Source organism: Campylobacter sp. RM9328 (assembly GCF_012978615.1).
In genome coordinates this window covers 61,059-82,236 of record NZ_LIWF01000006.1, presented here as the reverse complement: position 1 = coordinate 82,236, position 21,178 = coordinate 61,059, and the positions used below count along the sequence as shown (strand labels likewise).

Annotated in this window: 20 protein-coding genes; 5 read left to right on the top strand and 15 right to left on the bottom strand. The window is 36.9% G+C overall.

The annotated features are described in order from the left end of the window. Positions 1-3 precede the first annotated feature (3 nt). Together CCAL9328_RS05500 and CCAL9328_RS05495 are read right to left on the bottom strand one after the other, a co-directional pair. Positions 4-1,377, bottom strand: coding sequence for a hypothetical protein (locus tag CCAL9328_RS05500; protein WP_169971474.1), 1,374 nt, complete (start codon positions 1,375-1,377; stop codon positions 4-6). Then, on the bottom strand, positions 1,361-2,125 hold the full coding sequence (locus CCAL9328_RS05495; RefSeq protein ID WP_170000206.1) for a hypothetical protein: 765 nt from the start codon (positions 2,123-2,125) through the stop codon (positions 1,361-1,363). The genes CCAL9328_RS05500 and CCAL9328_RS05495 overlap by 17 nt, the downstream gene beginning before the upstream one ends. A gap of 153 nt (positions 2,126-2,278) precedes the next feature. Between CCAL9328_RS05495 and rpmB the strand changes: the two genes are divergently transcribed. Genes rpmB through CCAL9328_RS05475 form a run of 4 tightly spaced genes read left to right on the top strand, consistent with a single transcriptional unit; the run spans position 2,279 to position 5,067 of the window. Continuing rightward, the gene (rpmB, locus tag CCAL9328_RS05490) at positions 2,279-2,470 is read left to right on the top strand and encodes a 50S ribosomal protein L28 (protein WP_169971470.1); all 192 of its coding nucleotides are present in this window, start codon (positions 2,279-2,281) and stop codon (positions 2,468-2,470) included. 21 nt (positions 2,471-2,491) lie between these two features. After that, positions 2,492-3,622 (top strand): potassium channel family protein, encoded by a 1,131-nt coding sequence (locus CCAL9328_RS05485; RefSeq protein ID WP_169937393.1) that lies wholly within the window; start codon positions 2,492-2,494, stop codon positions 3,620-3,622. Then, positions 3,615-4,805, top strand: coding sequence for a bifunctional glutamate N-acetyltransferase/amino-acid acetyltransferase ArgJ (argJ, locus tag CCAL9328_RS05480; RefSeq protein ID WP_169971468.1), 1,191 nt, complete (start codon positions 3,615-3,617; stop codon positions 4,803-4,805). Before CCAL9328_RS05485 ends, argJ begins: the two co-directional genes overlap by 8 nt. Positions 4,806-4,860: 55 nt before the next feature. Further along, a complete protein-coding gene (locus tag CCAL9328_RS05475) occupies positions 4,861-5,067 on the top strand; it encodes an HP1242/YdcH family protein (RefSeq protein WP_169937390.1) in 207 nt (68 codons plus the stop codon). 2 nt (positions 5,068-5,069) lie between these two features. Here the strand turns inward: CCAL9328_RS05475 and epsC are convergent, their stop codons facing one another. From epsC to yajC, 13 genes are all read right to left on the bottom strand, one after another. Continuing rightward, positions 5,070-5,627, bottom strand: coding sequence for a serine O-acetyltransferase EpsC (epsC, locus tag CCAL9328_RS05470; RefSeq protein ID WP_170000205.1), 558 nt, complete (start codon positions 5,625-5,627; stop codon positions 5,070-5,072). 1 nt (position 5,628) lies between these two features. After that, complete coding sequence (gene cysK / locus CCAL9328_RS05465; protein ID WP_170000204.1) at positions 5,629-6,534, bottom strand: cysteine synthase A; 906 nt, start codon at positions 6,532-6,534, stop codon at positions 5,629-5,631. Positions 6,535-6,599: 65 nt separating this feature from the next. Beyond that, positions 6,600-7,268, bottom strand: a complete 669-nt coding sequence (locus tag CCAL9328_RS05460; RefSeq protein WP_170000203.1) for an endonuclease III domain-containing protein — start codon at positions 7,266-7,268, stop codon at positions 6,600-6,602. Next, entirely contained in the window at positions 7,265-8,029 is a 765-nt protein-coding gene (locus tag CCAL9328_RS05455; protein ID WP_169937382.1) for an ATP-binding protein, read from the bottom strand. The genes CCAL9328_RS05460 and CCAL9328_RS05455 overlap by 4 nt, the downstream gene beginning before the upstream one ends. Next, a complete protein-coding gene (gene mfd / locus CCAL9328_RS05450) occupies positions 8,022-10,976 on the bottom strand; it encodes a transcription-repair coupling factor (protein ID WP_170000202.1) in 2,955 nt (984 codons plus the stop codon). Before mfd ends, CCAL9328_RS05455 begins: the two co-directional genes overlap by 8 nt. Next, the gene (locus tag CCAL9328_RS05445; RefSeq protein WP_170000241.1) at positions 10,957-12,084 is read right to left on the bottom strand and encodes a Mur ligase family protein; all 1,128 of its coding nucleotides are present in this window, start codon (positions 12,082-12,084) and stop codon (positions 10,957-10,959) included. Before CCAL9328_RS05445 ends, mfd begins: the two co-directional genes overlap by 20 nt. Before the next feature lie 54 nt (positions 12,085-12,138). Continuing rightward, positions 12,139-13,707, bottom strand: coding sequence for a GGDEF domain-containing protein (locus CCAL9328_RS05440; protein WP_170000201.1), 1,569 nt, complete (start codon positions 13,705-13,707; stop codon positions 12,139-12,141). Next, positions 13,688-14,227, bottom strand: coding sequence for an LPS assembly lipoprotein LptE (gene lptE / locus CCAL9328_RS05435; RefSeq protein ID WP_169971460.1), 540 nt, complete (start codon positions 14,225-14,227; stop codon positions 13,688-13,690). The genes CCAL9328_RS05440 and lptE overlap by 20 nt, the downstream gene beginning before the upstream one ends. Positions 14,228-14,230: 3 nt before the next feature. After that, positions 14,231-16,702, bottom strand: a complete 2,472-nt coding sequence (leuS, locus tag CCAL9328_RS05430) for a leucine--tRNA ligase (RefSeq protein WP_170000200.1) — start codon at positions 16,700-16,702, stop codon at positions 14,231-14,233. A gap of 10 nt (positions 16,703-16,712) precedes the next feature. After that, entirely contained in the window at positions 16,713-17,051 is a 339-nt protein-coding gene (locus tag CCAL9328_RS05425; RefSeq protein WP_169937372.1) for a DUF6394 family protein, read from the bottom strand. Positions 17,052-17,060: 9 nt separating this feature from the next. Then, entirely contained in the window at positions 17,061-18,032 is a 972-nt protein-coding gene (secF, locus tag CCAL9328_RS05420) for a protein translocase subunit SecF (protein ID WP_169937371.1), read from the bottom strand. Positions 18,033-18,047: 15 nt separating this feature from the next. Further along, entirely contained in the window at positions 18,048-19,631 is a 1,584-nt protein-coding gene (gene secD / locus CCAL9328_RS05415) for a protein translocase subunit SecD (protein ID WP_170000199.1), read from the bottom strand. A 3-nt stretch (positions 19,632-19,634) separates the two neighbouring features. Then, positions 19,635-19,904 carry a preprotein translocase subunit YajC gene (gene yajC, locus CCAL9328_RS05410; protein WP_169937367.1) on the bottom strand — a complete coding sequence of 90 codons (270 nt, stop codon included), beginning with the start codon at positions 19,902-19,904 and terminating at the stop codon, positions 19,635-19,637. Here yajC and CCAL9328_RS05405 point away from each other — a divergent pair. Further along, positions 19,877-21,178 (top strand): apolipoprotein N-acyltransferase, encoded by a 1,302-nt coding sequence (locus tag CCAL9328_RS05405; RefSeq protein ID WP_170000198.1) that lies wholly within the window; start codon positions 19,877-19,879, stop codon positions 21,176-21,178. The genes yajC and CCAL9328_RS05405 overlap by 28 nt on opposite strands.

Sequence of the window (21,178 nt, the reverse complement as noted above, 5' to 3'; positions counted from 1 at the left end):
TCCTTATTTGCTTATAAATAACACGCCTAAATTATCATCTTCTTTAATGCCAAGCTCGATAAGTGCGCCATTGCTAACATCATCATAAAACCTATCGTCTATGAAAAATTTAGACATACTAACACCGACATTCATATCTTTTGAGATAAAAAAGGCTAAAATTTTATTCGCTATTATACTTAAAAGTTTCTCATAACCACTTAAAATCGGGTCAAATTTGTCATTTACTCCGACAAAAATTTTACTCATTTGCTCTAGCTTTTCCCTCTTTAAAGCAACAACAAGCCTCATATCAAAATCACCGTAAAAAACTATACACGCGGTTAAAAGGTCGTTATTTACACGAAGGTCACAAGCTGACACCTTCATACGAACTGATAAAATTTCATTCCCCAAAAGTGCAGAAACAGAATTTGTCGCACACTCTATGATAAAAGGCAAAATTTCAACTATACCCTTTGAAATATGCCTTGGCTGATAGCTAAAAGCATCTTTTGGTACATAAACCGTGCCGTTATCATCAAGAAATTCTTGTAAATTTTTATATAAAAGCACATTTGTTTGCTTTAGCCCTTCGACTAAATTTGGAGATAAATTTTTTTCATTTACTCCGCATATTATAAGTATTGCGCCGTATTTTGCGCTGTATTGGGCAAGCCGGATCAAAAAATTTGCCCCATGGACGTTTATCGTCGTATTTATCCAAAATATAAATAGCTTAAACCCGACTTTTAACATATTTTTATGATAATCCATATTAAAAATCTCTATAAAAGACGAGTCGATAATACCGTTGGTTTTATAAATAACAGAGTTATCCTTGATAAAAGTTTGCAAAAGCGACGGTTTTTCAACTAAGTGTGTTCTTGCGGTAATTGCGTATTTGTATCTCTTTTTTTGATTAGAAAACAAGGTTTTGTTTTTAGAAATTTGGACCTTATAGTTGCGCTCTTGAAGTCTTTTTTGCAAGTCCTCTCTATGCTCCTGTGACTCTACAAAAAGCAAAACAGAACCTTTTGTGTCCACAAGCGTCCTATCAAGGAAAATCCTTGCTATATCTTCGGTTTCAAAAAGTGAAAAATTTATAGACTTGCTAAATGAAGTTTTCATCATTATATCGTGCAGTGCAATACTGTAATCACAAATTCCAACTTCGACTTTTAGCTCTTTTGAAAGCTCTTTTAGTCTAACTATGGCTTGGTTAAGCCATGCCGGAGCAAAAAACACGACATCCTTAAAAGAGAGTAAAAGATGTGAAACACCTCTGGCTCTAACCAGTTTTACGCTCTCATCATCAAGTAAATAATGCGGGGTATGAAGCTCTAAAAACCCAAACGCACGAATAACTGCAAATGATGAGTTAAAGGTTATTTTCATGAGCCAATGCCTTTTTAAAATTAACCAACATCTCGCCTGTCACATCAATATCTAAATTTAAGATCATATCAAAACCCATATCTGAAAATTCAGGCCTGCAAAACTCATAAATAAGCAAAATTCTTAAATAATCGCTAAGCTTTTTATACTCTTCATTTAAGTTTTCAAGCTCAAAACCAGCCGTTTTGCAAACCAAGTCAAATAAGCTTGTGCCATATAAATTTTTTAAAATTCTATCATAACTAACATCTGAATTTCTTACTACGTATTCAAAATTATGAGATAGATCAGAAAATATAATCTCACAAACCACAATACTCAAAAGAGCGTATGCGCTAAGGTGTAAATTTCGATCATTTTTTTGTTCTAAATAGCTTATAAGTCTGTTCCAATCAGATAAAATTTTAGCATTTAGTTCGACTATTTTTATAGCATTTGTGTTAAAAATTTTCCAATTTTTAGGAATTTTAAAAAATATAAAATACGAATACACAATAAGCTTAAAAATATCAGGTCCCAGCAAATGCGAGATAACAACAATATCTTTGCTATTTATGTCTACCTTTGTGCCAAAATCAACCTTGCGCAAAAGCGTAAAAAAGTATGTTTTAAATGTTTTATCTTCTGATATGATTTTAATGGCTTCAGCTATTTGAGAATTTAAAAGAAGTCCTTTACACTCTTGTAAATTTTTAGAAAGTAAAAGAATTTGCTCTATTTTTTTATCAATTTGCTCTTTTAAAAGCATTTGTGTTCCAAAATAATTTAATTTTTTTAATTAATTCGTATTTTATCTATTATTTTTTTAAAAATCAATACGAAAAGTATCTTGTATCTTTAAGCATTCCTTTTGTTTATTTTAGATACAATCAGCAGAAATTTTTGTTTATAAGGAAAAAAAATGTCAAGAAGATGTGCCATAACAGGTAAAGGTCCTATGATTGGAAACAACGTAAGCCACGCCAACAATAAGACTAAAAGAAGATTTATGCCAAACCTAAGAACGATTCACGTTACTTTAGAAGATGGCACCACTAGAAAAATCAAAGTTGCTGCTTCAACTCTTAGAACAATGAAAAAGCAATCAAACTAGTATGTAAAATGAGAGGAATTTATGTCTTTTATAACAAGGCTTAAAAAATTCCTCAACTGGTCTAGCTCAACAAAGCCGGAAATAAACCTCAACACCGAACTATACGAACAACTAAAGCCCTTCAGACTTCCGCTTATCTGCGTCGTTTTAATGATGACGGTAGGTTCGCTCGGATATGTATTTATCGATAACTTTTCATTAATAGACGGCATATATCAAGCAGGTATGACATTTACCACGGTCGGTTTTACCGAAGTCGCACCTATATCGACAAAAGGACGACTTTTTACCATCACCTTTATATTGCTTGGTTTTGTTGTTTTTACGTTTTCTATCGGTATCTTGGTGGAGGTTTTAAAAAAAGGTCTATTAATCGGTATTTTAAAGGAAAGAAACATGCTTTATAAGATCGCGAGACTAAAAAATCACTTTATAATCTGCTATCATAACATATACACCATAGAGCTTAGTGCACAATTTAGAGAAAACCATATACCTTTTGTAGTAGTGGATAATAGGGATGATCTAGCCGAACTTGCAGAAGAACATAAATACCCCTACTTTATCAAAGCTCAGCCACATACCCAAACAGCATTTTTAAAAACTCACCTCTCAAGCGCAAAGGGACTAATAACTCTAAGCCCAAACATCGCTGATAATATCGCACTAATCGCTTCGGTTAGACTTTATGAAAAAGAGATCGGTAGAAAAAGACCATTTTTCGTAATGACCAACTCTGACAACGAAGATGATACCGAACGCCTTAAAAAACTAGGAGCAAATAGCGTTGTTAGCCCATCTCGTCTAGTAGCACAAAGACTAAGCGCCATGAGTGTACGTCCTGATATGGAAAACATGTTAGAGCAGTTTTTATACAAAAAAGACTCACCGATCGATATAGAGGAAATTTTAGTGCCTGACTACTCGTGGGTTAGATTTAAAAGGTTAAAAGAGACGCATCTGCGTAATATCACAAACGCCGACGTGGTAGGTATCCGCGACATGAATAACAAATTCATACCGATGCCAAACGGCGATACTCTCATAGGCACTGGGACAAAACTTCTAGTTATCGGAACGGTTGACGGTATACGTCTTACAAAACGCGTGATAAAAAGCAAACACAAACCAGAGGAATTTAAATATGTTTAAAATAACTGCTCTACAAAACGGGCTTGAGAATGTTGATGGATTTTATTTTGGAGGAGTAAAGTCAGGTTTTAAAAAAGATGCAAACGATCTAGGCTTCATAAGAAGCGACGAAGTCGTAGATGTTAGTGCAAATTTTACAAGTAATAAATTTAGAGCCGCTCCTATAAGGCATTTTTTAAAATACCCTAAAAATTTTAAAACAAATTTCATCTTGCTAAATTCTAAAAACGCAAATGCAATGACCGGAGAAGCTGGAGTTAATGATATAGATACTCTTTTTACAAGACTAAAAGAGACATTAAATTTAAACCTTGTAAATCCGATCATGAGCTCAACCGGCGTCATAGGATATAGGCTAAATATCGATAAAATCTCAGCATCGTTTGATAAATTTGAGCTAAATTCTCGCGACAGCAACGCAACCGTAAACGCGATAATGACAACAGATAGCTTTAAAAAAGAGCTTGCTTATGAAGTAGAGCTTAAGGACGGTTCTAAATTTAAAATAGCTGCGATATGCAAGGGTGCAGGTATGATAAATCCGGCATTTGCAACCATGCTTTGCTTTATCTTAACCGACGCAAACATACCAAAAGAAGATATGGATGAACTTTTAGATGGTGCAGTAAAACAAAGCTTTAACTGTGTAAGCGTGGATGGCGATACCTCAACAAATGACACCGTCATGCTTTTAAGCTCACGCAAATCAAACTCTTATAATAAAAATGCTTTCAAAGAAGTTTTAAATCTACTTACAAAAGAGCTTTCTCTTATGCTAGTTAAAGACGGCGAAGGTTCAACAAAAGTAGTAGAATTTGAAGTAAAAGGCGCAAAAAATTTAGAAGAGGCTCAGCGCGCAGCAAAAGCTCTTTCAAATTCGCTTCTAGTAAAGACGGCGATATTTGGAGAAGATCCAAACTGGGGACGCATAGCCTCAACTATCGGCGCTAGTAATGTAGAGTGTGATGAAGACAAGCTTGTAATCTTTTACGACGATGTGTTGCTTTATGATAAAAATCACAAAGAACTTGACAAGGCTCGCGAAGCCGATGCTCACGCGATAATGCAAAAACCAAACTACAAAATAAGCTGCGATCTTGGTGTGGGAGAAGCAAATTTTAGCGCATACGGATGTGACTTGGGTCATACATATGTTAGTATAAACGCTGATTATCGTTCATAGTCAAACATTTACTCTCTTTTGTTAGAATTTGTAAATTTTTAACAAAGGAGACCTTATGTTACATGAGCACACGGATCTTATCAATGAGTTAAAAACAAAAAACGCACGTTTTGCTTCACTTTGTCAGAAGCATAAAGAACTAGATGTGCAGATAGATAGAGGCTCTTTGGGTGCAAAAGAGCTTGAAATACTAAAAAAAGAAAAACTAAGATTAAAAGATGAAATTTATTCTGAAGTTTTAAAGTATAAAAATTCTATATAAACCTAAATCATAAACTCCGGCTCGTATTTATTGCCATTTACTCTAACCACGCGAGCCGGGATCCCAACAACCGTAGCGTTTATAGGAACATTTTTTAAAACAACCGAATTTGCACCGATCTTTGCACCATCTCCTATAGTTATCGCTCCAAGTATTTTTGCACCTGCAGCTATGGTTACTCCATTGCCAACCGTTGGATGGCGCTTGCCACACTCTTTTCCCGTGCCGCCAAGTGTAACTTGATGATACATCATCACATCATCTCCAATCTGCGCAGTCTCTCCTATAACAACACCCATACCATGGTCTATAAAAAATCTACGACCTATCGTAGCACCAGGATGTATCTCGATACCGGTTATAAATCTTGAAATTTGTGAAATAAATCTAGCTAAGAAAAAGCGCTCTTTTTTATATAAAAAGTGCGCGAATTTATGTATCGCTATAGCATGAATGCCGGGAGTGTTTATAAGTATTGCTACAAAACAGCACTTTTTAACAGAGGGGTCTTTCTCTTTTACGACCCCTACTAGCTCTTTTATCTCAGCCCAAAAATTCATATCACACACCGTAAAGTTCAGTGCTTAGGTATCTTTCGCCATTATCCGGAGCTATAAAAAGAACCTTTTTACCTTTTCCAAGCGCCTTAGCCACGCGTCTTGCGGCAACATAAGCAGCACCACCGCTAATACCAAAAAGTATACCCTCGCTTTTAGCAACTTCTCTTGCGCCAAGCATAGCATCTTCGTTGCTGATTTTTTGAATTTCATCAACAATATCAAGATTCATCGTATCAGGAACAAATCCAGCACCAATGCCTTGAATTTTATGAGGTGAAGGATTTCCGCCGCTTAATACAGGTGAAGCCTCAGGCTCTACGGCTACTATTTTGGTGTTATAGCCTTTTTCTTTTAGTTTTTTAGCAACACCGCTTATAGTTCCACCGGTGCCAACTCCCGCAACAAAAGCATCAAGCGAGTCAAAGTCGGCTATGATCTCAACGCCAGTATTTAGCTCGTGAGCCTCTGGGTTAAATTCGTTTTCAAATTGACTTAACATCACATGATTTGGCTGGGCAGCTAGCTCGGTAGCACGCGCTATAGCACCCTTCATACCTTTTGCTGCTTCGGTTAGCTCTAGCTTTGCTCCATACGCCGCTACTATCTTGCGACGCTCTATACTCATACTTTCAGGCATACAAAGGACGACCTTAAATCCAAGTGCGCTTCCTACCATGGCTACGCCTATTCCGGTATTGCCGCTTGTAGGCTCAACTATAGTATCGCCGTCTTTTAGCTTACCGTTTTGTAGCATTTTTTGTATCATGTTAAAAGCGATTCTGTCTTTAACAGAACTTCCTGGATTAAAAAATTCAAGCTTAGCATAAATTTCAGCTTCATTTTCGCCTGATTTTAGTTTAACTACCGGGGTTTTGCCGATAGTTTGTGTGATATTTTCATATATCATTTAGGTCTCCTTTAAAAGTAATAGGAGTATTTTACTCCATGAAATGTAAATTTAAAGTAACTTTATCAAATTTTTGTATTTTTTAGTACCAATTCTCCGCTTTCGCTCAAATTTTTGCCTTTGAAATTTTCCTTGCAAAACTCAAGTATGAGTCCATGGTATAGCTTTAAAATTTCAACTTCGTCGTATTTATCGCCTAAAATTTTATAAATTTTATCGTATTCAAGCGCGCTCAACCACTCGGAAGCCTCATCATAGCTTTCAAATTCATATCCTAAATGAGTTAAAATTCTAAGAGCATACGCATCAACTACCATATATGGTCTATTACAAGCATAAGCTAGTATCGCATCGCACGTCTCGGCGCCAACGCCTTTTACGCCAAGTAGCCACTCCCTATCAACACTCTCTTTAAAATTTTCAAAATTTTCAAATTCACTCTTTATTGCAGTGCAAAGTCCATTTAGCCTCTTTGCCTTTGTGTTGTAAAATCCGCTAGGCTTTATAAGCATAGCAAGTTCTTGCACAGATAATGACAACACCGCATCAAGGCTTAGCTTGTTTGCAGTTTTTAAATTTAAAAGAGCTTTTTCTACATTTTTCCATGCGGTATTTTGAACGAGTATCGCACCGATAACAACTTCAAAAGTGCCCTCCTGTGGCCATCTTAACTCGTTAAAATCATCTCTTGTTTTGGAATTTAAAAGCGTCAAAAAAAGCTTAGTAGATGTCATTTAAAGCTATCCTTAAAAGCTATATAAAACTGCTTTGCCGTGCGTCCGCTACGACTTGCACGCAAAGTTGCATAGTTTTTAGCAAGCTCGTGAAGCTTCTCTTTATCTCCGGTATAATCCTTAAAATAAAAATCAACTATCTTTAGGTAGTCGTTAAAGCTACCTTGATAAAAACTTATCCAAAGACCAAATCTATCAGAAAGAGAAATTTTCTCCTGAGTTGCATCCGAGTAGTGAATTTCGTCTTGACTAACAAGAGTTGAAACATTATCGCTTTTATACTCGCTTAAAAGATGTCTTCGGTTTGAAGTAGCGTATATCAGGACGTTTTTAGGTGGTTTTTGTATAGAACCTTCCATGATCGGCTTTAAAAATTTATACTCTTTACTACCATCTTCAAAGCTCATATCATCGCAAAAGATGATAAATTTAAACTCGCTTTTTCTAATCTCATCTATGATTTCAGGCAAAAATCGCAGGTCATCACAGCCTATCTCAATAACCCTAAGCCCTTTTGTATAAAATTTAGTAAAGACAGCCTTTACTAAACTACTCTTACCGCATCCACGCTCGCCCCAAAGCAAGACGTGATTTGCCTCTTTTGAGTCTATAAATTTTTGAGTATTTTCAAGCAGTTGTTCTTTTTGTGTTTCTATGCCAAGGAGTGAATTTATATCTACAAAATCAATATCGCTAACCGCTACAAGCTCGTTTTTGCGTTCTCTAAAAACCGCTGCTAGGACATTTTCCCAATTAATCATTTAACCTCATTTCCTTTCTTAAATAGCTTAAAATTTCCTCAACTATATCGTCGTCGTCTTTGCTTCTTGACTTAAGTCTTACTTTTTCATCATTTTCTTTTGTTAAAACAATATTTTGATCAGCATTTGAGATCGATTTAAAACCGCATTTTAATGCTAAAATTTTTATGATTATAAGCTGTAAAAATTGAGCCGTATAAACATCTATCTTGCCAAATCTATCTTCAAGCTCACTTGCTATCTCATGAACAGCATTCACCTCATCACATTTGCTAAGTCTTCTATAAATTTCAAGACGCAAACGATCCTCTCTGATAAAATCTTGGTTTAAAAAGGCGTTTATGCTAAGTTTTAAGTCGATTTTATTTAACTTCACGCTTTGTTTGTTTAGAAGTAAATTTATCTCATCTTCAAGCATTTTTAAATAGAGCGAATACCCTATCGCTTCAATATGGCCGCTTTGCGCCTCGCCCATGATATTTCCACCACCTCTAATCTCAAGATCGTGATACGCAAGAACGCTTCCGGAGCCTAAAAATGAGTTACTTTCAAGCGCTACAAGCCTTTTTAGTGCATCTTTTGAAAGTGCTTGCTTGTCTTCAACTAAAAAATAACAGTAAGCCTGTTTATCGCCTCTACCAACACGACCTCTAAGCTGATGTAAGTCTGCCATGCCGAATTTATTTGCATTTTCGACGATTATTGTATTTGCGTTTGGCAAATGAATCCCGCTTTCTACTATACTTGTGCAAAGAAGCAAGTCGTATTCGCCATCTTCAAATTTAATCATCTCATCTTCCGTGACCTGGGCGCTTATCTTTGAGTGAAGGACGAGAATTCGTAATTTCGGTAAAATTTTAAGCAAATTCTTTTTGGTTTGCTCCATGTCAGCAATGTGATTATGTATATAAAAGACCTGTCCGCCACGCCTTAATTCTCGCATGATAGCCTCTTTTATAACCTTTTCGTCCCACTCTCTAACGTTTGTTCTAACATCAAGTCTTGAGCTGGGCGGAGTTTGTAAAACAGAGTAGGACTTGATCTGACTTAAAGCCATGTTTAAACTTCTTGGGATCGGCGTCGCACTCATGCTTAAGATGTGCGAAGTGGCTGAAATTTCTTTTAGTTTTTCTTTTTGCTTTACGCCAAATTTATGCTCTTCATCAACAACGATAAGACCCATTTTAGAAGCTTTTACGCTAAGTAAGGCATGGGTTCCTACACAAACGCAAGGTTCGCCGTCATTAAGCGCCTTTGTTATAACAGCCTTTTCTTTGGCGCTTGTAAATCTATCAAGCCTAAAAATTTTAATATCAAATCCATCAAAACGTTCTTTTAAGTTTTTATAGTGCTGCGAACTAAGTAGCGTCGTGGGAACAAAAAATAACGACTGAAAGCCAGACTTAACACAAGCAAATATCGCATTCATAGCAACTTCTGTTTTGCCAAAACCAACATCGCCGCTTAGCAAACGGTCCATCACGCGACCGCTTTTCAGATCGCTTAAAATTTCCTCAACAGCTCTTGTTTGGTCTTTTGTGTATTCAAAATTTGCCTTTTGGCTAAATTTTAGATACTCAAGATCGTTTTTATCTATCACTTCACCGTTTACTAGCTCACGTTGTGCTGCCATTGCTATGATTTTTGAAGCGATAACAAAGAGTTTTTCTCTAACTTTTTCTTTTATTTTTGCAAAACTTGCCTTGCCAAGCCTATCAAGCACTGCCGCCGAACCACTTTGTGCTATATATCGATCGATCATATTTAAGTGCTCTACCGGCAAAAGTAGTTTATCGTCATTTTGGTAAGCAATAACAACAAACTCTTTTGTCGCACCCAAAACGGTAACTTTCTCAAGTCCTAAAAATTTACCGATACCGTAGTCCTCGTGCACGACGTAGTCATTTATCTTTAGCTCATCAACGACTAAACTTGCACGTTTTACGCGTGATTTTTTCTCAAATTTATTTAGCGAAATTACGATATGTTCGCTTGAGGTTAAATTTACAACAAGCGGTGAGTTTATAAATTCTAAATTTTTAAATTCTCTTAAGTCGTATGTATTAAAAAGCCCTTCGTTTCTTGCTAAAACGGTGATCTTTTTATTTTGATTTAGTTCAAAAAAGTCCTTGTTTGGCGTTACGGATAGATCTTTATAAACCTTTGCTTCTGGCAAAATTTCAATGCTTTTAAGCGTCTTTAAATCACGCTCGAAATCATCAAAATTTATCTCTTTTACAAGCTTGCAGCTAAAATTTGTTAGATAATCGACAAAGTCATCTATCACCCAAAACCCAAGTGAATTTATATCACCAAGCAAAGCATCCGTATTTAAAGAGCCGATCTTCTCATTTACGTTTTCAAATTCATCTTTGCTTAAATTTGCAATAAAAGGAGTTATCTCAACGCTCTCAAGCTCTATTTTATGGCTGATTTGCGTTGACGGAGAGTAATTTCTTATACTCTCAACCTCATCGTCAAAAAGTAAAATTCTAACCGGTTCATCCGAGCCTATCGCAAAAATATCAATAATATCGCCTCTGACACTAAACTCACCGACACTCTCGACGATATCTACTGCCTCGTATCCAAGACGCATAAGATCATCCGCAAGCTCGTTTAAATTTACCTTATCGGCAAAATTTATACTTTTGCTTTGCAAGTGTTTTTTTGCAGGAAGCGGGTTTAAAAGCGTGCATACTGGACTTATAATAATCTTTTTGCCATCAAATTTATAATACTTGCTAAGAATGGTAGAAATTTCAAAAAGCTCTTGACTAAAACTACGAAGATCATCTCCGAAGCGAGCACGAAAATCAGGAAGCTTAAACGACTTGTATCCTGCAAATTCCGCCGCATCGGCACATAAATTCGCCTCTTTATCATCTTCGCAAATTAAAATTTCGCAACTATTTTTTGAAAGATACTCATAAACCTTTGCTTGCATAAAACTCTCTTAAAAATGCCTCTACCAAATAAAACGAACCAAATGCCAAATACTTCTCGCCTTGATCAAATTTTACACCGCCAAATTCTTTCCACTCAAAGCCAAGCTCGTCTAAAGTATGCTTTATTTCGTTTGTTGCAAGCTCTCTACCGTCACTTGGATACTCAAAAACCTCAACACGTTTTATGATAGGTTTTAGTGCCTTTAAAACCGCACGGTAGTCTTTATCAAAAAACGAGTTATAGATAAGAACTAATTTCTCATCCTTAAATTTTCTTGCTATGGCTTGTGCGCCAAGTTCATTATGTCCGACGTCTATAAATACATTTGGTGCGATTTGTTCACATCTTCCGCTAAGATCGAGTGCTTTTAAATTTGAAATATCAAGCTTGCCTAGTATTTTTTTGGCAGCTGCTGCGGCTAAATTTAAATTCGAATACAAAAACTCAGGTAACGCAAATTTCTTTTCATAGGCTTTTAAATTTTCATAGTCGTTTTTGTCTAAAATTTCATTTGCATAACTAAGCTTAGCATCTTTTTCTGCTGCTATATCGTTGGCTATTTTGGCACATATAGGCTGCATTGTGTCGTTCATTATCGCTTCGCCACTCTTGCTTATGGCATTAAATTTAGTCCTTGCTATCTCTTCTATGCTTGAGCCCAAAACCCCAACATGATCAAAACCGATAGGAGTAAACAGGCTAAGCCTTTTATTAAAGACGTTTGTCGCATCAAACTCTCCGCCTATACCTGCTTCACAGATAAAATACTCACACTCTTCAAAAAGCACCGCAGCAAGTAGAGTAGCATACTCAAAATAGCTTGTCTTAAAGACAAATTCCTGAGGTAAAATTTCAAGCAGTCTCTCGTGAGCTTTTTGTAAAATTTCATCACTTGCAACTTTGCCGTTTAGCCAAAATCTCTCATTAAACTCAAAAATATGCGGACTTGTATAGTGCCCCACACTCTTTCCATTTAAATGCAAAATTTGAGCCAAAAACCTACCCGTGCTACCTTTCCCGTTTGTTCCTATGACATGCACGATCTTAAATGGCTTTATGTCCGAACATATCTTCTTCCATGCACACGGCATACGTTCATAATCCATCTCTTTATAAAAAAGTGGTTTGCCGTTTAGTAAATTTTTTAAATTTTGCAAATTTTACTCTATAATCTTTGGCATTACTTGGTTGCGACCGTTTTGTTTTGAGCTATAAAGCATCTTGTCGGCACTCTCAAGAGTTAAGGTTTCATTTATGTTAGCACTTCTTGTTGCGACTCCTGCACTTATAGTAACCTTGATACGGTCGTCTTTATATATAAATTTAAAACCCTCTATCACGCTTCTTACCTTGTCGGCAAATTTTACAGCATCGTTTAAATTTGTATTTGGAAGTAAGACGATAAATTCCTCTCCACCGTATCTACCGATAAAGTCTATTTTTCTAACATGTTTTTTAAGAAGTTGCGCAACGGCTGAAAGTATAACATCTCCGGCATCATGCCCATATCCGTCGTTGATCTTTTTAAAGAAATCAATATCAACAAAGCAAAGCGAGTAGTCGATACCGTATCTCTTATAAGCGTCCTCTATCTTTTGAAGTTCGCTCATTAGTGCGCGTTTTGTGGCGACTTTGGTTAAAAAGTCCTCTTTGCTTTCTAATTTTGCCGCTTCAAGTTCTTTTTCAAGCGAGCTTACACGCTCTTTTAGCTCCGAGATGGTTTGTTGTTTTTTGTTCATCTCATTGCCAAATTCTCGACTTTCTATCTCTAAAGCGCTAGCAACGTTTAAAAGTATCGTTCTTATCTGCTCGATGCCCGTTCTGTTTAAAGTGACATCTTTTAGGTTGTTTTGAATGTCTTGCATCTTTAAAGAGCTGGTTTTAGAACTTGCGGCTATGTCTGAAATTTTATCCCCGATAGTTCCAAGCACGACATTTAACGAGCCTACCTTTTCTTTTATCTCTGCTCTATCTTTTTCTATCCTAAGATCAACAAAAGAGCTTATCTTGTCTTGTAGATCTTGCTCACTAAGTCCTAGTGGATTTTTCTTTATAATGCCTGTCAACTCATCAAGCTTATCGCCAAGCTCGGTCGTTATCGAAGGCTCTAGCATCTTTATAAAAAGTTCCGTTATGGCCGCGATACCGGAATTTTCATTTTTAACAGTTAGGAAATTTTCAAGTTCCTTACTCATCTCCTGTAAATCATCAAAGCTTTTAACTCCATAGTGTTTTAAAAAGTCTAGGTATTCGTCATTGTATGAGCTAACAAAGTCAAACCACCTTTCTCTCATCGTATCTAGTGTTTGCGGATCATACTTCTTGGCTAAAAGTTGCATACCCTGCTCTGCCAAAGCTTTTGCATCTTTATTATGCAGGATAGAAACAGCCTGAAGAATTCTTCTAGCAAAAGCATTTAATGACTGGTTTGTCTTTACATCATCTTCATTAGACTTAGTAGCACTCGTGCTCCTACCTAGTCTTGCCGTCATAAACGCCACAAACTCATCTACTGTTTTTATGTTAAGCGATAGTGCTTGATTTTTATACTCTCCTCCGAGCCTTGAGATGTATTTTTCTATTTTTCTACTTTCTTCAGTACTAAAGCCGTATTTTTTTGAAATTTCATTAAATACGTCGGTGTAATTTTCCGGTGTTAGCATTAAATGGCGGTTTTTGATCTCTGTTAACGCCTCTTTTACTATTTGGCTAACGGTTACGGCTGCCATTTTGATATCCTTTTAGTGCTAAATTTGCTATGTACTCATCAAATGCTTCTTTTGAAGCCTCTTTTATCGCTTCATATCTTTCGGTATCACTTATGACACTATCTGCATATCTGGTATTTTGCAAACGCCTTGCGATACTAAAGTCATGCTCTCCGCTTGTGGTAATATTTACAACACTTCCATCCTTAAGCCTTGTTTTAAAATTTAAATTTAAAATAGCCCTATATGAAGTAATGTATCCGTATTGATCATAAACAGCGGCCTGATACGACAATGAGCCTACTGATATAATTATTGACATATCGGCATTTTGATCATCACTTAGTGTTTTGTTAAGACGTGAAACGACGCCCTCTTTTACAGCGTCTTTTACCCAAACGCTATTTTTTGGCTCGGTTTTGCTAATGATAACATCAACATAAACACTCTCACCGGTCATTTCTTTGGTAATTTTAGACACAGGTTTATACCCACATCCAGCAAGCATCAAAGCCATAAAAACACTAATAAAAAACTTCAAATTTTATCCTTTGATAACCAAATTTACAAGTTTGCCTTTGACATAAATTTCTTTTATAATCTCTTTGCCTTCAAGCCATTTTGCCGTTTGTTCTTTTGCTTCTTTTAATACTTCACTCTCACTAGAATTAGCGCTCATCTCAAATTCGGCTCTTTTTTTACCATTTATCGTAACGGCTAACTTTATCGTGTCTTTTACAAAAACCTCGTCTAAAATTTCTATCTCGCCAAAATTCTTTCTACCAAAAAGCTTATCGCTAAGCTCACATGCGATGTGTGGTACGATAGGCTCAAGTAAATTTAAGATGATGAAAAATCCCTCTGCGCTTACCTCATCGTTATCTTGAGCGTTTATGGCGTTCAATGCCTCCATGCAAGCAGCTATCAAAGTGTTAAACGTAAAGCTTTGAGTAAATACATCACGGGATTTAGCAAGTGCCTCATAGACCTTTAGACGTGCGTATTTTTCCTCTTTGTTTAGACCTGCATGCTCTATGGCTGGAATTTTATCGCACGGCTTGATGCTTTGAGCCCTATCCCAAAGACGGTTTAAAAACCTATAAGCGCCCTCTACTGCACTGTCGTTCCATTCAAGCTCTTTTTGAGGAGGAGCGGCAAATAATATAAATAGCCTTGCCGTATCGGCTCCATATTTGTTTATGATATCATCGGGATCTACAACATTGCCTTTGCTCTTACTCATTTTTTTGCCGTCTTTTAAGACCATTCCTTGAGTAAGCAAATTTTTAAATGGCTCGTCATCTCTCATATAGCCAAGATCGCGAAGAACTTTTTGGAAAAATCTCGCATAAAGCAGGTGAAGTATGGCATGCTCGATACCGCCGATGTATTGATCGACATTCATCCAATAATCAACGCCTTTTTTATCAAGTGCTGTGTCGTTCCATGTGCGCTCATCACTAGCGTATCTAGCAAAATACCAACTGCTTTGCACAAAAGTATCCATAGTATCCGTCTCTCTTATGGAATCACAACCGCATTTTGGACACTTCGTATGTTTCCATGTCGGATGTTTATCGAGCGGATTTCCCTCTCCTGTTATCTCAACATCATCAGGTAGAGCAACCGGTAAATTTTTCTCATCTTCAGCCACAACGCCACATTTTGGACAATGCACTATCGGTATCGGAGCACCCCAGTATCTTTGGCGAGAAATTCCCCAATCCCTAAGTTTAAAATTTACCACTCTTTTTCCAAGCTTTAGCTCTTCAAATTTTTCTATCATAGCCATTTTGGCTTCTTCGCTACTAAGTCCGTTTATAAGTGGAGAATTTATAGAAACACCGTAGTCGCCGGTGGCTTTTGGACGCATTATCTCGCCATTATTTTCCTCTGTCTTAATAACAGAAACTATCGGTAAATCAAATGCACTTGCAAAGTCAAAGTCACGCTGATCGTGTGCAGGAACAGACATGATAGCACCGCTACCATAGTCGGCTAGGATGAAATTTGCAACCCATACAGGAATTTTTTCATTAGTAAGCGGATGGGTTACATAAATTCCCAAGAATACACCGTCTTTCTCGCTAGCTTGGCGCTCTCTTGGGCTTTGGTTAAGGATTGATTTTATTTTTGACTTTTTATCTTCATCAAGAGTGTTGCCGTCTAAAAGCGCTTTAACAATAGCATGCTCTGGAGCTAAAGCCGTATATGTAACACCGTAAATCGTATCAGGACGAGTTGTAAATACCTCAAAACCATCAAATTTATCGCCTAAAATTTTCTTTGAATCATCATCAAGATAAAATTTAAATTCAAGACCAAAGCTTTTACCTATCCAATTTTCCTGCATGGTTAAAACTTGACTTGGCCACTTGCCCTCAAGCGTTTTAAGGTCGTTTAATAACTCATCTGCATACTGCGTTATCTTAAAATAATACCCAGGAAGCTCTCTTTGGACAACCTCATTGCCACATCTCCAGCAACATCCCTCTTCTACCTGTTCATTAGCCAGAACGGTTTGATCGTGCTCACACCAGTTTACTATGGCGCTCTTACGATAAACCAATCCCTCTTTAAACATCTTTATAAAAAAGCTTTGCTCCCATTTTGTATAGATAGGATCCGAAGTCGCAAGCTCACGTCTTTTAGAAAAAGACAGTCCTAAAGTACGAAGCTCTTTAGTCATATAGTCTATATTTTCATAAGTCCAAATTCTAGGATGAATTTTATTTTTTATAGCTGCATTTTCAGCCGGCATACCAAAGCTATCAAAGCCTATCGGATGAAGCACGTTAAAGCCTTGCGTGCGGTAATATCTAGCAAGAGCATCGCCTATGGAGTAGTTTCTAACGTGACCCATATGTATACGACCGCTAGGATACGGAAACATGCTTAGGATATATTTTTTAGGCAGGCTATAGTCGTCTTTTGGTTCAAATTCCCCATTTTTAGCCCAAATTTCTTGCCATTTTTTCTCTATATCCAAAGCATTGTATTTTAAATTTTCAGCCATTTAATATCTCCTAAAATTCTTCTTGAGTTTTTGCAGACTCGATCAAAACAAGTGCTAATGAAAAGACGTTTGCGATAACTGCTCCTATAACAAGCGAGTAGCAAAGTGTCATATTGGCATTAACCTGAAGTACCACAAATGCCGGTATAAGGTGCAAGTCCGCAACAAGCGAACTAGCAAAAAGCTCCGCAGAAAATATGTTTTTAACACCGATTTTAAGTAATGTTGAAACAAGATTTATACTAGCTGCAATAAAAAGCGCTATTTCATTTTTATCATACAAAAACTCAGCTGCAGTAGTTAAGCTCATAAGAGCGAAAAATATATATACAACCTTTCCCCAGTTCATATTAACTCCTTATACTACACCCTTTTCATACATAGCGCGCTCACGCTCTCTCTCTTTTTTAAGCTTCGCTTTTTCTCCAAGCTTAGCCCTATACTCATCCACGCTAAATTTAAGCCATACAAGAAACGGAGATGCTGTATAAACCGAGCTAAATGTTCCTATCAAAACACCAACCATAAGTATAAATGAAAAACCATTTATCATATCTCCGCCAAACATATATAGTATAAATACAACTATAAATGTCGAACCTGACGTTAATATCGTCCTTGATAGTGTAGCCGAAACAGACTCATTTATGATACCGTTTATATCGTTTCGCTTGCTTGTAGTTATACTCTCTCTTATACGGTCAAATATAATAATAGTATCATTTAATGAGTATCCAAGCACCGTTAGCACGGCAGCTAAAGTATCTAAATTTACATCTATAGCAAAAAGAGAAATAGCACCAAGCGTGATAACAACGTCGTGAATTTCAGATATAACAGCAGCAAGTGCAAATCTCCACTCAAAGCGAAGTGCTATATATATAAGCACCGCTCCAAATGAGATAAGTATCGCCATAAGTGCCTTTTCTCTAAGCTCTCCACCAACCTTTGGTCCAACTATATCAACACGTCTTATCTCAACGTTGCCTGTATCTTTCAAAAGCTCTTTTGCTACAGCGCCGATATCAGTGCCTATATCTGAACTTGAACCCGAAAAACGAACAACCACTTCGCGATCGCTACCAAATTCCGTTACAGAAGCATTTTTTAACATTTCGTTTGCACTAAACGCATCTCTTATCTTATCAAGAGGTGCTTTTTCATCATATCTTAACTGTATAAGCGTGCCTCCTGAAAAGTCTATGCCGTAGTTTAGTCCCTTGGTTGCAAGCAAGAAAATAGAGCCGAAAAATAGTATAGCAGAGATGATGACTGAAGGAATTTTAAGCTTCATAAAGTCATAGACTCTAGCCTTTGTAAAAATTTGCATTATTAACCCTTAAATTTATTTATCTCTTCTGTAGCCAAACCACAGCCTTGTGTTACCACTTCGTTCTATCTTATCTATAAATAGATCAAAAAATCCGTGTGTTCCAAGTATCGCAGTAAGCATAGATATTAAGATACCGATACTCATTGTTACCGCAAAGCCTTTAACCGGTCCCGTGCCGTATGCGTATAAGGCTATAACTGTAATTAGTGTCGTGATATTTGCGTCCACAATAGCGCTCATAGCATTTTCATAGCCCTTTTTCACGCTTGTTTTAAGGTTTGCTCCCTCTCTTAAGAACTCTCTTATACGCTCATTTATGATAACATTAGCGTCAACAGCCATACCGATAGTAAGAACGATACCGGCCATACCAGGTAGTGTTAGAGTTGCTCCAAAAAGCGCCATTACGGCAACTAGGATTATGATATTTGCCACCAAAGCGATATTTGCAAACACGCCCGACATTCCGTAGTAAATCATCATAAAAACAACTATAAACATAGCGGCTCCTGCAAGTGCTGTCATGCTTTTTTGTATACTTTCAGCTCCCAAAGATGGTCCTACACTACGTTTTTCAAGTACTTTAACGGGAGCAAGCAAAGCGCCGCTTCTAAGCGCGATAGCCACGTCATGGGCCTCTTCTACACTAAAGCCGCCACTTATCTGACCGCTTCCGCCGCCTATCCTTTCATTGATCACGGGGGCTGAATAAACCTTACCGTCAAGCACTATAGCTAGACGTTTTCCAACATTTGCTCCGGTAAAATCACCAAAAATTCTAGCTCCTTCGGAATTAAGAGAGAAATTTATTATAGGTTGATTGTTTTGTTGAGAGAAAGCAACTTTCGCATCTGTTAGCATGGAGCCATCAAGAACAGGGATGTTTTTAACCACGTATTTAAACTGTTCGTTTTTAGCGTCTGGATATATAATATCGCCGTAACTTTCAGCTTGTGCCGCACTCATAGTGTTTGCTTGATCTTGACGTTTATCGTCTACCGCCATAAGCTGCAAATGCGCTGCTTTTGCGATAAGATCGCGAGCACGTTGCTCATCTTCTTGAGTTTTGATACCGGGAAGTTCGACTAAAATTTTATCCTCACCCTGTCTTGCAACGGTAGGTTCTGCCAAACCAAATTGGTCTAGTCTGTTGCGTATCGTCTCAACAGCTTGAGCGATAGCGTATTCTACCGTAGCAGCACGCTCCTCTTGGGTTAGCATTATTGTGTATTTCAAGCCATCTTTTTGAATTTCTAAGCCTACTATCTCTTTTAGCGCAGCATCTATTTTAGGTGCCTCATCGCTATCAAGTAGGGTAAATTCTACGCTATCTTGTCTGATTTTAAATTTATCGATTAAAACATCCTCTTTTTTTGCATAGTAGTTTATGCTTCCTGCGATAGATTTTATCTTGGAATTTATAGCCTCGTGTGTTTCAACACCAAGAAGCATGTGTAAACCGCCTTGCAAGTCAAGACCTAGTGAAATTTTAGATCCGCCTTGAGTTTGCAAAAAAGAAGGCATCGAAAAAACGATACCAAACACCAAGGCGATTATAAGAATAATCAGCCTATAAGTTACCTTTGTACTACGCATGTTTTAGGCTTCGATCTTTTTAGCCACAAACTCGCGTGAAAGACGAACGATTACGTCATCGTTAAGCTTTACTTTGATAAAATCGTCTTCCGGTTTAACCACTTCACAAATAAGTCCGCCGCTAGTGATGATTTTATCGCCTTTTTCCAAAGCTTTTATCATCTGAGCATGTTGCTTTTGCTGTTTTTGTTGTGGTCTTATAACCAAAAAGTAAAAAATCGCAAAAAGCACGATTAGAGGTAGTAATGAAGCAAAAAAATCTCCGTTTTGCATGGGTTTCCTTAGTTTTAAATTTTTTAAGTAGATATTTTAGCACTAAAATTATAATAAAAGCCTTTGTCGGCGCATTTTTACTGGCAAACTTTATTTTTTTAGCACCTTTTAACAACTCTTTGTTTGATCTTATGTCACCATTTCTAACGCTTGCAGGGATATATACCGTGATCACTTCAACTAGAGCTGGTTTTTTTGCGGCTGGATTTTTTAGTGGAATTTTGTGGTTTTACTGGATAAGTTTTAGCTTTATTTATTACGACTTAGGTTGGTTAATCCCAATTGTGATTTTATCTATCGCTACTATTTACGGGTTTATTTTTTGGGCGGCAAGCTTTCCAAGTTTTATCACACTAAGAGCCGTGGTACTTTTTGTTTTTAGCTATATTCATCCGTTTGGATTTAATTGGTTTAATCTTGAAGCAACACTTGTATTGGGCGCATTTGACCCAAGCGCAAGAGGTCTTGCTTTTATGTTTTTGGCTGCGATATCTTTAGCATATTTTTCTAAAATTTATAAATTTATAGCGGTTTTTATCTGTCTTGTTTGCGCCTTGCAGTTTGATAGCAAAGATGTCAAAATTTTGCCATTTGAACTACAGCTGACAAATTCAGATATTTTACAAAGACAAAGATGGGATAAAGAGCTAAAAAATAGTTTTATAAATGAAAATTTGGCCGTGATAGATGATGCTATCAACAATGGCAAACGAGCTATATTAATGCCAGAAAGTGCCTTTCCTACATTTATAACACATGAATCAAATTTACAAACAGAACTAAAAGAAAAATCACAACAAATCGCAATCATTGCAGGCGGTTTAGCCTATGAGAACAAGCAAATTTATAACTCCGCCTTTTTCTTTGATAAAGGCGAAATGAAACGCTTTGACAAGCTAATCTTAGTGCCTTTTGGAGAGGAAATTCCGCTTCCAAATTTCATAAAAGAGATAATAAACAAGATGTTTTTTGACGGTGCGCAAGATTTTCAAACAGCAAAAACGTTAAGTGATTACGAGATAGACGGAGTTAAGATACGTAATGCGATATGTTATGAAGCGACTCGTGACGAGCTTTATGAGGGAAAATTTGATGTTATGTTTGCCATTACCAACAACGGCTGGTTTAAAGCCAGATATTTTCCTTCAACAGAGCCTATTTTGCAAAGAAATTTATTAAAGTATTACGCTACAAAATACAATAAAACCATATATCATAGTGTAAATGGAAGTCCAAGCGAGATAATTACACCAAAAAAGAGCCTGTTTAATTAG

What these genes read in the sequence shown, in the direction of transcription:
- CCAL9328_RS05500 (WP_169971474.1), bottom strand. Translation starts at nt 1,377, where the DNA reads ATGAAAATAACCTTTAACTCATCATTTGCAGTTATTCGTGCGTTTGGG.
- CCAL9328_RS05495 (WP_170000206.1), bottom strand. Translation starts at nt 2,125, where the DNA reads ATGCTTTTAAAAGAGCAAATTGATAAAAAAATAGAGCAAATTCTTTTA.
- rpmB (WP_169971470.1), top strand. Translation starts at nt 2,279, where the DNA reads ATGTCAAGAAGATGTGCCATAACAGGTAAAGGTCCTATGATTGGAAAC.
- CCAL9328_RS05485 (WP_169937393.1), top strand. Translation starts at nt 2,492, where the DNA reads ATGTCTTTTATAACAAGGCTTAAAAAATTCCTCAACTGGTCTAGCTCA.
- argJ (WP_169971468.1), top strand. Translation starts at nt 3,615, where the DNA reads ATGTTTAAAATAACTGCTCTACAAAACGGGCTTGAGAATGTTGATGGA.
- CCAL9328_RS05475 (WP_169937390.1), top strand. Translation starts at nt 4,861, where the DNA reads ATGTTACATGAGCACACGGATCTTATCAATGAGTTAAAAACAAAAAAC.
- epsC (WP_170000205.1), bottom strand. Translation starts at nt 5,627, where the DNA reads ATGAATTTTTGGGCTGAGATAAAAGAGCTAGTAGGGGTCGTAAAAGAG.
- cysK (WP_170000204.1), bottom strand. Translation starts at nt 6,534, where the DNA reads ATGATATATGAAAATATCACACAAACTATCGGCAAAACCCCGGTAGTT.
- CCAL9328_RS05460 (WP_170000203.1), bottom strand. Translation starts at nt 7,268, where the DNA reads ATGACATCTACTAAGCTTTTTTTGACGCTTTTAAATTCCAAAACAAGA.
- CCAL9328_RS05455 (WP_169937382.1), bottom strand. Translation starts at nt 8,029, where the DNA reads ATGATTAATTGGGAAAATGTCCTAGCAGCGGTTTTTAGAGAACGCAAA.
- mfd (WP_170000202.1), bottom strand. Translation starts at nt 10,976, where the DNA reads ATGCAAGCAAAGGTTTATGAGTATCTTTCAAAAAATAGTTGCGAAATT.
- CCAL9328_RS05445 (WP_170000241.1), bottom strand. Translation starts at nt 12,084, where the DNA reads ATGGATTATGAACGTATGCCGTGTGCATGGAAGAAGATATGTTCGGAC.
- CCAL9328_RS05440 (WP_170000201.1), bottom strand. Translation starts at nt 13,707, where the DNA reads ATGGCAGCCGTAACCGTTAGCCAAATAGTAAAAGAGGCGTTAACAGAG.
- leuS (WP_170000200.1), bottom strand. Translation starts at nt 16,702, where the DNA reads ATGGCTGAAAATTTAAAATACAATGCTTTGGATATAGAGAAAAAATGG.
- CCAL9328_RS05425 (WP_169937372.1), bottom strand. Translation starts at nt 17,051, where the DNA reads ATGAACTGGGGAAAGGTTGTATATATATTTTTCGCTCTTATGAGCTTA.
- secF (WP_169937371.1), bottom strand. Translation starts at nt 18,032, where the DNA reads ATGCAAATTTTTACAAAGGCTAGAGTCTATGACTTTATGAAGCTTAAA.
- secD (WP_170000199.1), bottom strand. Translation starts at nt 19,631, where the DNA reads ATGCGTAGTACAAAGGTAACTTATAGGCTGATTATTCTTATAATCGCC.
- CCAL9328_RS05405 (WP_170000198.1), top strand. Translation starts at nt 19,877, where the DNA reads ATGAAGCAAAAAAATCTCCGTTTTGCATGGGTTTCCTTAGTTTTAAAT.
- yajC (WP_169937367.1), bottom strand. Translation starts at nt 19,904, where the DNA reads ATGCAAAACGGAGATTTTTTTGCTTCATTACTACCTCTAATCGTGCTT.